Source organism: Burkholderia sp. S-53, from assembly GCF_025560745.1.
Lineage (GTDB): Bacteria > Pseudomonadota > Gammaproteobacteria > Burkholderiales > Burkholderiaceae > Burkholderia > Burkholderia pyrrocinia.
Map to the genome: position 1 here is coordinate 1561846 of NZ_CP090483.1, position 13915 is coordinate 1575760.

Sequence of the window (13915 nt, forward strand, 5' to 3'; positions counted from 1 at the left end):
GTCTTGATAGTCGATGTCGATATGAGTCATGGTAATTGAATAGGATTACTGTATTTCATTCACCCGGCATAACTTCGTACGCCACCTGATTTGAACGAAAGATTCCGCCCAAATTTCGTACATGATCTACATACATCGGGAATGTCTGTCTGTAGCATCCGCCGAATAAATTGATCGCCGGAGTGTTCCGGCGATTCGACTTCGGATGCTGTGGCGTATGTGGGCAGATCAAGTTCAAACAAGAATCGTCGTCCGTTTCCGCGACGACATCGGCGCTTTCCTCGTCGCCGATCCTCGCCCGACCGGCTCGCGGGCTGTGGCCGTCGAAGCCGGCGGCGTGCGACATGCAATCAGCGGGGGCAGCCTTGCGCTGTGCCTGTCGCTGTTGTGCGGGGCGGGCGCCGCGAGCCTGTCTGGGCATGCGCATGCACAAGTGCCGAACGCCGGCTCGACGATGCGCGATGTCGAAACGTCGCGGCCGGCCCTGCCGCCGGAAGCCGCCCCCGATCTCGAGATCGTCCCGTCCGAAAGCGCCGCGCAGCCGCCACCGGAAGCCGGGCCGCGCATCGTCGTGCGCGCGTTCGAGGTCGGCGGCAACACCGTATTCGACAGCGCCACGCTGCAGGCGCTCGTCGCCGGGCTCGCCGGCGACACGCTCGGGTTCGCCGACCTGCAGCGCGCGGCCGAGCGAATCACCGCCTACTATCGCGAGCGCGGCTACGTGCTTGCGCGCGCCTACCTGCCGAAGCAGGACATCGAGGACGGTGTCGTGCGCATCGAAGTCGCCGAAGGGCGCTACGGCAAGATCGAGCTCCAGAACCATTCCCGCGTATTCGATGCCGTGCTGCGGCAGCCGCTTGCCGCGTTGCATTCGGGCGACGTCGTGCGCGGCTCCAGCCTCGAGCGCAGCCTGCTGCTGCTCGACGATCTGGCGGGCGTCGGCGCGCGCGGTACGTTGCGCCCGGGCGAAGCGCCCGGCACGACCGATCTCGTCGTCGAGGCCGAACGCGCGGCGCCCGCGTCAGGGTCGCTCGAATTCGACAACTTCGGGGCGGTATCGACGGGGCGCTACCGCGTCGGCGGCAGCGTCGACGTCAATGCGCCGTTGCGGCTCGGCGATCGGCTGAGCCTGCGCGGGCTCGGCACCGACGAACGGCAACGCTATTACCGTGCCGCCTATCAGGTGCCGGTCGGGCCGGCGTCCACGCGGGTCGGCGTCGCGTATTCGTCGCTGCATTACCGGGTTGCCGGGCGTTTTGCCGATCTCGAGATGAGCGGGCGCGCCAGCGTGCAGACCGCATACGTTGCGCAGCCGATCGTGCGCGCGCGCGACCTCAACCTCACCGCGCAGGTTCAATACGAAAACAAGAACATGAGCGACGAGTACGGCACGTACTCGCTGCGCAACGACAAGAACGTCGGCCTGTGGACCTTCGGGCTCAGCGGCAACAGCCAGGACGGCTGGTTGGGCGGCGGCCGCAGCGGCTTCTCGGTGATGTTCGGCGTGGGACGGTTGCGCAGCGACGATGTGTTCGTGTCGAACCCGCTGACGAAGGCGATCGGCCGCTTCGCGAAGCTGAACCTGAATGCGCAGCGGATTCAGGCATTGGGCGGCCGCTTCCAGCTGTATGCGCAAGTCAGCGCACAGCTCGCGTCGCGCAATCTCGACTCATCCGAAAAATTCAGCCTGGGCGGCCCGTACGGCGTGCGCGCGTATGCGCTGGGCGAAGGCAGCGGCGATCAGGGCTGGCAGGCGAGCGCGGAACTGCGTTATCTCGTCGCGCCCGGCTGGCAGGTCAGCACGTTCGTCGACGCGGGCGGTGTGCAGCTCAACCGGCAACCGTGGACGCGCGAACGCAATACGCAACACATGCAGGCGGCGGGTGTCGGCGCGAGCTGGTATGGCGCGAAGCGGCAAGTCACGCTGACGGCCGCATTGCCGCTCGGCCGGGGAGGCGATTCGCCGACCCGATCTCCGAGCGTATGGGTTCAGGCCGCCCAGTATTTCTGAGCGGACTTGATCGGCAGCTCGTTACGCACGGGCATTCAAAAATCAAATGAAGAGGATTCCAAATGAATAAGGCCTATTCGCTGGTATGGAACGAAGCGCAGGGCGGCTGGTGCGCGGTGAGCGAAACCGCGCGCCGTCGCGGCAAGTCGGGCGGCGGCAAGCGCCTGCTGGCGGCGGGGGTGTCGCTGCTGGGTCTGGCGGCGACGAGCGCCTATGCGCTGCCGACGGGCGGCGCGGTGGTATCGGGGCAGGCCGACATCGCGACGTCGGCGGACGGCAAGACGATGTCGATCAACCAGCACACGGACAAGCTGATCACGAACTGGCAGGACTTCAGCGTGGCGGGTGGCGAGCGCGTGTCGTTCCAGCAGCCGGACTTCAAGTCGATCGCGCTGAACCGCGTGATCGGCACGAACGGCAGCCAGATTCACGGCCAGATCGACGCGAACGGCAAGGTGTTCCTGGTGAACCCGAACGGCGTGGTGTTCGGCGCGGGCGCGCAGGTGAACGTGGGTGCGCTGGTGGCGTCGACGAAGGACGTGTCGGACAAGGATTTCCTGGCGGACAACTACCGGTTCGCGGGCGCGTCGGGCCAGTCGGTGGAGAACGCGGGGAAGATCACGGCGGCCGAAGGTGGCAGCGTCGCGCTGCTGGGCGCTCGGGTGTCGAACACGGGCGTGATCCGTGCACGGGCGGGCAGCGTGGCGCTGGGCGCGGGTAACGCGTTCAACGTGAACTTCGACGGCGACGGTCTGCTGACCCTGCAGGTGGAAGGCGGCGCGATCGATGCGCAGGCGCACAACGGCGGGTTGCTGAAGGCGGAAGGCGGCGAGGTGCTGATGACGGCACGTGCGGCGAACGGCTTGCTGAACGCGGTGGTGAACAACAGCGGAACGATCGAGGCACAAGGGCTGGGCACGCGCAACGGGAAGATCGTGCTGGATGGCGGCCTGGTGCAGGTTGGCGGGAAGCTGAACGCGAGCGGTCAGGACGCGAACGCGGCCGGCGGCGTGGTGACGACGCGCGGCGAGCAGGTGCGTGTGGCGGGCGACGCACAGGTCGACACGCGCGCGGCGTCGGGCCGTACGGGCACGTGGACGATCGAATCGGCCAACGCGGGCGTGGACAATGCCGACGGCGCGCTGAACGCACCGACGTTGTCGCGCACGCTGGGCACGACGAACGTCGCATTGACGAACACGTCGGGCGACCTGGCGGTTGACGGCGCGGTGAACTGGGCGAGCGATCACGGGCTGACGCTGACGTCGCAAAAGGGCGACGTCGTGCTGAAGCAGTCGTTGACGGCGAGCGGCGCGAAGGCGAGCGTGGCCGCGAATGCAGCGGGTGAAATCCGCGTGGACGACAAGCTGGCGTTGACGGGCGAGCGCGCACGACTGGAACTGAACGCGAAGAAGGGCCACCGGTTCACGAAGGACGGCGCGCAGGCGACGCTGTCGGGCCGCAACGCATCGTTCTCGTCGAACGGCGACGCGTATCAGGTGATCCACGACGTGGCGGGCCTGCGCAACGTCGATGAGAACCTGAAGGGCCGCTACGTGCTGGGCAACGCGATCGACGGCAAGGGTGCGTCGTTCCAGGGCATCGGCGCGTTCGACGGCGCGTTCGACGGTCTCGGCAACCGGGTGTCCCGGCTGAACGTGACCGGCGCAGCCCCGACGGTCGGCTTGTTTGCCGAGAACCACGGGCGTATCGCCAATCTCGCACTCGATTCGCTGTCCGTGAGCAGCCGGACGGGCCAGGGCGTCACCGAACTCGGCGGCCTGGTCGGCTATAACCGGGGGACGATCGCCAACGTCCGTGCGACGGGGATGACCGTCTCGTCCGTCGGCACGAAGTATGCCGTCGCCGGCGGTCTCGTCGGCTCGAACGATGGCGGTGTGGTCGACGGCGTGCGCTTCCAGGGGCGTGTCACCGGCAACGACAAGACGACGTCGATCGGCGGGATCGTCGGCCAGAACGCCGGCGGCGCGCGGATCGCGAACAGCCATGCCGACGCGGAGATCACGAGCAACGGGTCGTCGTCGTTCGGCATGTACATGGCGGGCGGTGTCGTCGGCGCGAACTGGGAGTCGACCGTCGCGGATTCGTCGAGCAGCGGCAAGCTTCGGGTGCGTGACAACGCGTTCGCAGGCGGTCTCGCCGGCTTCTCCGCAGACGGCACCATCGACCGCTCGACTGCGTCGATGGCCGTGTCGGCCGGGAAAAGCGGCTATGCCGGCGGTGCAGTCGGCTGGAACATGAGGTCCTCGCTGTCGAACGTGTCGGCCAGCGGTAACGTCAGCGCGACGACCGGTGCGAAGGTCGGCGGTCTGGTCGGCAACAACGACGGCACCATTCGCGATGCATCGGCGAGCGGCAACGTTTCCGCGACGGCCGGCAGCACGATCGGCGGGTTCGTCGGCAGCCACGAGCGCGGCGAGATCAGCGGATCGCACGCGTCCGGCAATGCCGGCGGAAACGGTGCGGCCGCGGTGGGCGGCTTCGCGGGCGCGAATCTCGGCGGGGTCCTCGCGGACGTATCGGCGAAGGGGCGCGTGGCCGATGCGGCGAAGGGCGTCGTCGGCGGCCTGGTCGGCAAGAATGACGGTGCGATTCGCAAGGCGGTGGCGGAAGGCGACGTGAGCGCCGGCAACGCGAGCACCGTCGGCGGGCTCGTGGCCGTCAACGCCGGAACGATCGAAGGTTCGCGGTCGAGCGGCACTGTGCGCGGCGGCCTCGAGAACTCGATCGGCGGGCTCGTCGGCGAGAACCGCGGCACGATCGCGTCGTCGAGTTCGAAGTCGAGCGTTTCCGCTGGGCGTGACAGCTACCTGGGCGGCCTGGTCGGCTTCAACAAGAGCCAGGCGGCCGTCGTGAGCGACTCGAAGGCGTTCGGCAAGGTGTCGAGCGTCGGCGGGCGAGCGATCGGCGGCTTTGCCGGGTGGAACGAAGGGCTGATTGCCGATTCGGAAGCGTCGGGAACGGTTGCGACCGCCTATTCGATCGCCGGCGGTTTCGTGGGCGGGAACACCGGCAAGATTCGCTCGTCGCGCACGAGCGCGAAGCTCGACTACCCGGCTCACGAACGCTCGATGTTCCTCGGTGGCTTCGTCGGGATCAATTCGGGACGCATTGAATCGAGCCAGACGACGGGGGCGGCATCCGTCGAGCCGTTCAACGCCATGAACATCGGCCTGATCGACGGCAAGCGGTAATTCGCGTCGGCGCGGGGTGTGGCATCGCGGATGGCACGGGCGGCAATCGCGCCGACCGGTGCCATGCCCCGATCGTTGCGTGATGTTTCGATCGCATGGCTATGCCAGTCGGCCGGAAACGACCGGTCGATCCGGATGCAGGCCCGTTCGGCCAGATGCACGGTGGACGGTGCCTGTATCAGGCATAGGGGTTCAGGCTGCCCGGTATTTCCGGGTATGCGTGATCGATTGCTCGTTTCCCGCGAGCATTCAAATATCAAATAAAGAGGATTCCAAATGAATAAAGCCTATTCACTGGTGTGGAACGAAGCGCAGGGCGGCTGGTGCGCGGTGAGCGAAACCGCGCGCCGTCGCGGCAAGTCGGGCGGCGGCAAGCGCCTGCTGGCGGCGGGGGTGTCGCTGCTGGGTCTGGCGGCGACGAGCGCCTATGCGCTGCCGACGGGCGGCGCGGTGGTATCGGGGCAGGCCGACATCGCGACGTCGGCGGACGGCAAGACGATGTCGATCAACCAGCACACGGACAAGCTGATCACGAACTGGCAGGACTTCAGCGTGGCGGGTGGCGAGCGCGTGTCGTTCCAGCAGCCGGACTTCAAGTCGATCGCGCTGAACCGCGTGATCGGCACGAACGGCAGCCAGATTCACGGCCAGATCGACGCGAACGGCAAGGTGTTCCTGGTGAACCCGAACGGCGTGGTGTTCGGCGCGGGCGCGCAGGTGAACGTGGGTGCGCTGGTGGCGTCGACGAAGGACGTGTCGGACAAGGATTTCCTGGCGGGCAACTACCGGTTCGCGGGCGTATCGGGCAAGTCGGTGGAGAACGCCGGAAAGATCACCGCGGCCGAAGGCGGCAGCGTGGCGCTGCTGGGCGCACGGGTGTCGAACTCGGGCGTGATTCGTGCGCAGGCGGGCCGCGTGGCGCTGGGCGCGGGCAACGCGTTCAACGTGAACTTCGACGGCAGCGGTCTGCTGAACCTGCAGGTGGAAGGCGGCGCGATGGACGCACAGGCGCACAACGGCGGGCTGCTGAAGGCGGATGGCGGCGAGGTGCTGATGACGGCGCGCGCGGCGAACGGCCTGCTGAACGCGGTGGTGAACAACAGCGGGACGATCGAGGCGCAAGGGCTGAGCGCGCGAAACGGGAGGATCGTGCTGGACGGCGGTCTGGTACAGGTCGCCGGCAAGCTGAACGCGGCAGGCGGCTCCGTGACGACGCGCGGCGAACAGGTTCGCGTGTCGGGCGATGCGCAAGTCGATACGCGTAGCGTCTCGGGCCGTACGGGCACGTGGACGATCGAATCGGCCAACGCAGGCGTGGACAATGCCGACGGCGCGCTGAACGCACCGACGCTGTCGCGCACGCTGGGCACGACGAACGTCGCATTGACGAACACGTCGGGCGACCTGACGGTGGACGGCGCGGTGGACTGGACGAACGACCACGCACTGACGCTGACGTCGCAAAAGGGCGACGTCGCGCTGAAGCAGTCGCTGACGGCGAGCGGCGCGAAGGCGGGCATCGCGGCGAATGCGGCCGGCGAAATCCGGATCGACGACAAGCTGACGCTGACGGGCGAGCACGCACGACTGGAACTGAACGCGAAGAAGGGCCACCGGTTCACGCAGGACGGCGCGCAGGCGACGCTGTCGGGCCGTCACGCATCGTTCGCGTCGAACGGCGACGCGTATCAGGTGATCCACGACGTGGCGGGCCTGCGCAACGTGGACGAGAACCTGCGGGGCCGCTACGTGCTGGGCAATGCGATTGACGGCAACGGTGCATCGTTCCGGAGCATCGGCGCGAGAGGTACGTTCGGCGGTGTGTTCGACGGCCTCGGCAACAGCATCGGCAATCTGTCGATTTCCAATCACGGCAGCAATGCCGTCGGCCTCTTCGCGTTCAACGCGGGGCGCATCGCCAACCTCGGCCTCGACAAGGTGTCGACGAGCGCGGTCGTCCCGTACGGCTGGTCGCCGGCGAGTGTCGGCACGCTGGCCGGTTACAACACGGGCACGATCTCCGACGTGAAGGCGACGAACGTCGTGGTGAGCGGCGTGGGCCGCACGATCGTCGGCGGGCTCGTCGGCAGCAACTTCGGCGGCTCGATCGAGCGCGCGGCCGTGCTGGGTCGCGTCGACGGCGGCGCGGATGCGCTGGTCGTCGGCGGGTTGGCCGGCGAGAACATCTCGTTCATCGGGCCGGGCGGCGACGATGCGATGATCCGCAACAGCCGTGCCGATGTCCAGGTCGTCAGCGCGTCGAGCGGCAGCGCAGGCGGGCTGGTCGGGGACAACCGCGGCGTCGTCGATGCGTCGACGGTCACGGGCACCATCACGGCACTCGGCACCGGCGCCCGCGTCGGCGGCCTGGTCGGCGCGAACAGCGGCGGCGTGGTGAAGGCGTCGACGGCCGTTGCGGACGTGCGCGCCGCGCGCAACGCGTCCGCGGGCGGTCTCGTCGGCCACAACGCCGGCCGACTGGACGCGTCCGGGTTCAGCGGCATCGTGGCGGCGACCGACGGCGCTCGCGTGGGCGGCCTGGTCGGCGAAAACCGGGGCGTCGTCGCCGCGTCGACGGCCGCAGGCAGGGTGATGGGCGGTGTGTCGAACATCGGCGGCCTGGTCGGCGCGAACTTCGCGAGCGTGCGCGACTCGACGTCCGGCGCCCGCGTGGAAACCGGTACGGCCGGCGTGGCCGGCGGGCTGGTCGGGCACAACGCGGGCAAGGTCGACGCGTCGAGCGCGAACGGCGACGTCCTGGCGGGCAGCAACGGCATCGCGGGCGGGGTTGCCGGCCGTAATGCGGCGACCGGCGAAGTGCTCGGATCGTTCGCGACCGGCGACGTCTCCGGCGGCCATGTCGCGACCGCAGGCGGCCTGGTCGGCGTGAACGACGGCACGATCCGTGCATCGTCGGCGCGCGGCACCGTGACGGCAGGCATCAGCGGGCAGGCCGGCGGGCTCGTCGGCTTCAATGCGGGCACCGTGCAGGCGTCCGATTCGACGGGTTCGGTGGCGGCCGATTTCTCGAGCGTTGCCGGCGGCCTCGTCGCGACCAACCACGGCGTCGTCGACGGATCGTCGGCGTCGGGCGAGGTCTGGGCCGCATTCGACAGCATTGCCGGCGGGCTCGTCGGCCGTAACGCGGGTGCGGTGCTCAAGTCCGGCGCGACCGGCGCGGTGACCGTCGCGGGCTCGGGCAAGGCCGGCGGCCTCGTCGGTTTCAACGCGGGCCGCGTGTCCGGCGCGAATGCGTCCGGCGATGTGCGGGCCGATCGCCGCAGCGCGGTCGGCGGCCTGATCGGCGAAAACTACATGGGCGCGTCCGTTGAGCAATCCGCTTCGACCGGTTCGGCGCAAGGCGGTCACGATAGCTACGTTGGCGGCCTGGTCGGTTCCAACAGCGGCACCATCGCATCGTCGTCGTCGGCGGGTACGGTTTCCGGAGGCTACTATGCGGAGCTCGGCGGTCTGGCGGGCCTGAATTTCGGCATGATCGACAGCTCGACGACGAAAACCCGCGTCGCGCTGACGCCGGAGTACAGGCAGCGATCGGGCTCGCTCGTGGCCGTCAACGTCGGCCTGGTGAAGGGCAGCAGTTCGACCGGCAATCCAGCCGGAATGCCGCTCGCCGGCATCAACTACGGCGACATCCGCGACTGACCGGCGTCGTCCGCGCCGGCGGTGCGGTTTGATCGACCGGCCGGCGGCCGGCGATCCGGCGGCCGGCGATCCGGACGCGGGCCGAATGCGGATGAATCGCATCGCCCGCGCCGTTCCGGCCGGCTTGTCCTGTCGTCGCGGAAAGCCTCGGCGCGGCGCAAACTCGCTAGAATCGAGACTTTCCCGCGCCGAGCGCGAACGGGGCCGCCGATGCAGGCGGCCCCGTTCGCCATGCCTCCACCGATGACCACCGCCGACTACCGTTTTTGCCCGCGCTGCGCGTGCCCGCTGACCGAGCGCGCCGATCCCGACCACGAAGGAGGCCGCGTCCGCCAGGCGTGCCCCGACGACACCTGCGGCTATGTTCACTGGAACAACCCGCTGCCCGTCGTCGCGGCGATCGTCGAGCTCGACGGCAAGATCCTGCTCGCGCGCAACGCGGCCTGGCCCGAAGGGATGTTCGCGCTGATCACCGGCTTCCTCGAAAACGGCGAAACGCCCGAGGACGGCATCGCGCGCGAAGTGTTCGAGGAAACGGCGCTGAAGGCCGAGCACGTGTCGCTCGTCGGCGTCTACGAATTCATCCGCAAGAACGAACTGATCATCGCGTATCACGTGCGCGCGTCGGGCACGGTCGCGCTGTCGCCGGAACTGCTCGAATACAAGCTCGTCGATCCGCCGCTGCTGCGCCCGTGGCGCGCCGGCACCGGCATCGCGCTCGCCGACTGGATGCGCGCGCGCGGCCTCGATTTCGAATTCGTCGACCGGCCGGGGCAGTGACGGGCCGGCCCGTCCGCAGCGTTTCATCCGCGGTGCCGCGCGCGATCGCGACGCGGCGCTTCGCTTCCTGCCGGCGAGCCGTGCCCTACGGCCGCCGCGCTTCGTCTTCGTCGCCCCCATCGTCCTGACCGCCATCGCCATGTCCGACAAGCCGCAGCCGCGTCCGCGCGACGCCTACCGCCACTTCCTGCCGATCACGACCCGCTGGATGGACAACGACGTCTACGGGCACGTAAACAACGTCGTCTACTACAGCTACTTCGACACCGTCGTGAACGCGTACCTGATCCGCGCGGGCGTGCTCGACGTCGAGCACGGGCAGACCATCGGGCTGGTCGTCGAGACGCAGTGCAACTACTTCGCGCCGCTCGTGTTTCCGCAGTCGGTCGACGCGGGGCTGCGCGTCGTCAAGCTCGGCACGTCGAGCGTGCGCTACGAGGTCGGGCTGTTCGCGCAAGGCGACGCCGCGCCCGCCGCGCAGGGGCATTTCGTGCACGTGTACGTCGATCGCGGCACGCGCCGCCCGGTGCCGCTGCCCGACGCGCTGCGCGCCGCGCTCGATCCGCTCGCCGCCTGACCGCTCGCGGTGCACGCGTTCGCGCTCCAGGCCTTCAACGGCCTCAGCTACGGCTTGCTGCTGTTCATGCTGTCGGCCGGCCTCACGCTGATCTTCAGCGTGCAGGGCGTGCTCAACTTCGCGCATGCGAGCTTCTACATGCTCGGCGCGTATGTCGGCTACAGCATCGCGGCGCGCGCGGGTTTCTGGCCCGCGCTCGTGCTCGCGCCGCTCGCGGTCGGGCTGCTCGGCGCCGGCTGCGAACGCGTGCTGCTGCGCCGCGTGCAGGCACGCGGCCATACGAGCGAGCTGCTGCTGACCTTCGGCCTTGCCTACCTGATCGGCGAAGGCGCGAAGCTGCTTTGGGGCCTTGCACCGCTGCCGGCGCCGGTGCCGCTGCTGTTCGACGGCGCGCCCGTGACCGTGTTCGGCCTCGCGTTGCCGCGTTACCGGCTGTTCATGATGGGGATGTCCACCGCGATGCTGGTCGTGCTCGGCGCGCTGCTGCGCGTGTCGCGCATCGGGCTCGTCGTGCGTGCGGCGCTGACGCATCGCGCGGCCGTCGAGGCGCTCGGCTACGACGTGCCGCGCGTGATGACGGCGCTGTTCGGCGCGGGCACCGCGCTCGCGGCGCTGGCCGGCGTGATCGGCGCGCCGCTCGCGGTGATCGAACCCGCGCTCGCCGAGACCGTCGGGTCGGTCGTGTTCGCGGTCGTCGTGATCGGCGGACTCGGCTCGCTCGGCGGCGCGTTCGCCGCGTCGCTCGCCGTCGGTTTCGCACAGACCTTCGCGGCCGCGAGCGACACGTCGTTGCGCGACCTCGCGCAGTGGGTCGGCGTCGCGCTGCCCGACAGCGTGGCCGCGGTGTCGATCGCGCAACTGGCGCCGCTGGTGCCGTACCTGCTGCTCGTCGCGGTGCTGGTCGCGCGGCCGCGCGGGCTGTTCGGCGAGCGTGCCGATGCGTAGCCGCGCGCTCGCCGGCTTCGCGCGCTGGACGCTGTTCGCCGCGTGCGTCGCGCTGCCCGCGTGGCTGTGGCCGCACGGCGCGGTGCTCGGTTATCTCGCGCAGACGGCCGCGCTCGTCGTGCTCGCGCTGTCGTACAACCTGCAGCTCGGCACGACCGGGCTGCTGTCGTTCGGGCATGCGGCGTTCGCGGGCCTTGGCGCATTCGCGGCCGCGCACTGGTTCAACCGCTTCGGCGGGCCGCTGCCGCTGCTGCCGCTCGCAGGCGGCATGGCCGGCGCGGGTTTCGGCTTCGTCGCCGGGCTGCTCGCGACGCGCCGTTCGGGTACGGCGTTCGCGATGATCACGCTCGGGCTCGGCGAATGCGTCGCGGCCGCCGCGTGGAGCGTGCCCGCGTGGTTCGGCGGCATCGGCGGCGTGCCGATCGACCGCGCGAGCGGCACGCCGTGGGGCGGCTGGCATTTCGGTGCGCCGGCCCAGGCGTATGCGGTGATCGCCGCGTGGTGCGTCGTGTCGGCGTGGGCGATGCACGCGCTGACGCGCACGCCGCTCGCGCGGCTCGCGAACGCGGTGCGCGACAACCCGGCACGGGTCGCCGCGCTCGGCACCGATCCGCGCCGCGTGCGGCTCGCGATGGTCACTTGCGCGTCGTTCTTCGCGGGCATCGCCGGCACGCTGACGCTGATCGACGTCGAAATCGCGACACCCGACAGCGTGTCGATGGCGCGCTCGGCGACCGTGCTGATCGCCACGGTGATCGGCGGCACCGGCGCGTTCTTCGGGCCGGCGGCGGGCGCGGCCGTGCTGACCGCGCTGAGCATCGTCGTCGCAGGCGTGTCGCGCGCGTGGGCGCTGTATCTCGGCGTGCTGTTCGTCGCGATCGTCGTGGCCGCGCCGCGCGGGATCGCCGGCATCGCGCAAGCGCTCGTGCACGCGTTGCGCCGCGACGCGCCGGCGGCCGAGCGGTGGCGCCTGTTGTGCGGCGTCGGCGCATGCGTGTTCTGGGGCGTCGCGATCGTCTGCGCGGGCGAGCTTGGTTATGCGTGGCGCTTCGCGCAGGACGACGGTACGGGCCTCGCGTTCGGCGCGTGGGGCATCGACGCCGATACGCCGGCTGGCTGGGCCGTCGCGTGTTCGGCGGCCGGCATCGGCACGCTGCTGTGGGGCTGGCGCGCGCGGTTCGTGCAGCGCACGCAGGCCGGCAAGCGGGGGGACGGGCGATGAACGGCAACGCGATCGCGCTGCATGGCGTCGTGCAGCGCTTCGGCGCGCAAACGGTGCTCGACGGTGTCGAGCTGAGCATCGCGGCCGGCGAGCGCCATGCGCTGATCGGGCCGAACGGCGCAGGCAAGTCGACGCTGTTCGGCGTGATCGCGGGTGCGACGCGGCCGACGCGCGGGCGTGTCGTGCTGCACGGCGTCGAGCTGCGCGGGCGCGGGCCGGTCGTCGCGAGCCGCCTCGGCATCGGCCGCAGCTTCCAGCAGACGAGCGCGTTCGCGCGGCTGACAGTGTTCGACAACCTGCGCTGCGCGGCGCTGCATGCGCCGGCCGAGCGGCGGCGCTGGTGGAACCGGCTGCGCGAATCGGCGTCGGTCGATCTCGCGGCTGCACGCGTGCTGCACGACATCGGGCTCGACGCGCGCCGCGACACGCCGGCCGCCGAACTGAGCTATGCGGAGCAGCGCGCGCTCGATCTCGGCATCGCGCTCGCGAGCGGCGCGCGCACGCTGCTGCTCGACGAGCCGACGGCCGGCATGAGCCGCGCGCAGGCGGCGCGGATGATCGCGCTGATCCGCGCGACGACGCAGGGCCGCACGGTGCTGATGATCGAGCACGACATGGATGCGGTGTTCGGCTTCGCCGAACGCATCACGGTGCTCGTGCGTGGCACGGTGGTGGCGACCGGCGAGCCCGATGCGATCCGCGCCGATCCGGCCGTGCGCGCCGCGTATCTCGGGGAGGGCGGCGTATGACGAGCGCACTGCTCGACATCCGCGACCTGCGCGCGTGGTACGGGATGCAGCCGGTGCTCGACGGCGTCGATCTCGCGCTCGCGCCGGGCGAGACGCTCGCGCTGCTCGGCCGCAACGGGTCGGGGCGCTCGACGCTCGCGAAGGCCGTGATGGGGCTCGTGCGCACGGCCGGGTCGGTGCGCATCGCCGGCGCCGAATGCGCGGGCGCGCGCACGTTCGAGATCGCGCGGCGCGGCGTGGCTTACGTCGCTGAAAGCCGCGACGTGTTTCCTCTGCTGACAGTGCGCGACAACCTGAAGCTCGGGCTGCGCGGCGTGACCGGCGCGGCCGAACGCGCGGCGGTCGAACGCCTGTTCGACCGCTTTCCGCTGCTGGCCGCGCGCGCGGACGTGAAGGCCGGGCGGCTGTCGGGCGGCGAGCAGCAGGTGCTCGCGCTGGTCCGTGCGCTCGCCGGCCGCCCGCGCGTGCTGATCGTCGACGAACCGGCCGAAGGGCTCGCGCCGCTCGCGGTCGACGAAGTCGGCGCGTGCCTCGCCGCGCTGCAGGCCGACGGCGTCGCGATCGTGCTGATCGAGCAGCGGCTGCAGTTCGCGCCGCGGCTCGCGCGCCGCGTCGCGGTGATGGGGCGCGGGCGGATCGTGTACGACGGCGCGCTCGACGGCCTGAGCGGCGATGTCGCCAACGCATGGCTGAGCGCCGGCTGACGGCGCCGCACCGATTGTTCGGCTGGCCCCGCCAGACAATTCGTGTCGA

General features: G+C 70.0%; 9 protein-coding genes. All 9 read left to right on the forward strand.

Annotation, left to right across the window (positions count from 1 at the left end):
• The first annotated feature begins 217 nt into the window (after window positions 1-217).
• On the forward strand, window positions 218-2011 hold the full coding sequence (locus LXM88_RS12240) for a ShlB/FhaC/HecB family hemolysin secretion/activation protein (RefSeq protein ID WP_262542540.1): 1794 nt from the start codon (window positions 218-220) through the stop codon (window positions 2009-2011).
• A 62-nt stretch (window positions 2012-2073) separates the two neighbouring features.
• Window positions 2074-5226 carry a GLUG motif-containing protein gene (locus LXM88_RS12245; protein ID WP_262542541.1) on the forward strand — a complete coding sequence of 1051 codons (3153 nt, stop codon included), beginning with the start codon at window positions 2074-2076 and terminating at the stop codon, window positions 5224-5226.
• Window positions 5227-5502: 276 nt separating this feature from the next.
• A complete protein-coding gene (locus LXM88_RS12250) occupies window positions 5503-8889 on the forward strand; it encodes a two-partner secretion domain-containing protein (RefSeq protein WP_262542542.1) in 3387 nt (1128 codons plus the stop codon).
• A gap of 243 nt (window positions 8890-9132) precedes the next feature.
• Entirely contained in the window at window positions 9133-9669 is a 537-nt protein-coding gene (locus tag LXM88_RS12255; protein WP_262542543.1) for an NUDIX domain-containing protein, read from the forward strand.
• A 139-nt stretch (window positions 9670-9808) separates the two neighbouring features.
• The gene (locus tag LXM88_RS12260; protein ID WP_048244160.1) at window positions 9809-10246 is read left to right on the forward strand and encodes an acyl-CoA thioesterase; all 438 of its coding nucleotides are present in this window, start codon (window positions 9809-9811) and stop codon (window positions 10244-10246) included.
• 9 nt (window positions 10247-10255) lie between these two features.
• On the forward strand, window positions 10256-11191 hold the full coding sequence (locus tag LXM88_RS12265) for a branched-chain amino acid ABC transporter permease (protein WP_262542544.1): 936 nt from the start codon (window positions 10256-10258) through the stop codon (window positions 11189-11191).
• Window positions 11184-12413: a branched-chain amino acid ABC transporter permease gene (locus LXM88_RS12270; protein WP_262542545.1), complete on the forward strand. Its 1230-nt coding sequence runs from the start codon at window positions 11184-11186 to the stop codon at window positions 12411-12413. The genes LXM88_RS12265 and LXM88_RS12270 overlap by 8 nt, the downstream gene beginning before the upstream one ends.
• Entirely contained in the window at window positions 12410-13162 is a 753-nt protein-coding gene (locus tag LXM88_RS12275; RefSeq protein WP_262542546.1) for an ABC transporter ATP-binding protein, read from the forward strand. The genes LXM88_RS12270 and LXM88_RS12275 overlap by 4 nt, the downstream gene beginning before the upstream one ends.
• Window positions 13159-13866 carry an ABC transporter ATP-binding protein gene (locus tag LXM88_RS12280; RefSeq protein ID WP_262542547.1) on the forward strand — a complete coding sequence of 236 codons (708 nt, stop codon included), beginning with the start codon at window positions 13159-13161 and terminating at the stop codon, window positions 13864-13866. The genes LXM88_RS12275 and LXM88_RS12280 overlap by 4 nt, the downstream gene beginning before the upstream one ends.
• The last annotated feature ends 49 nt before the right edge of the window (window positions 13867-13915 follow it).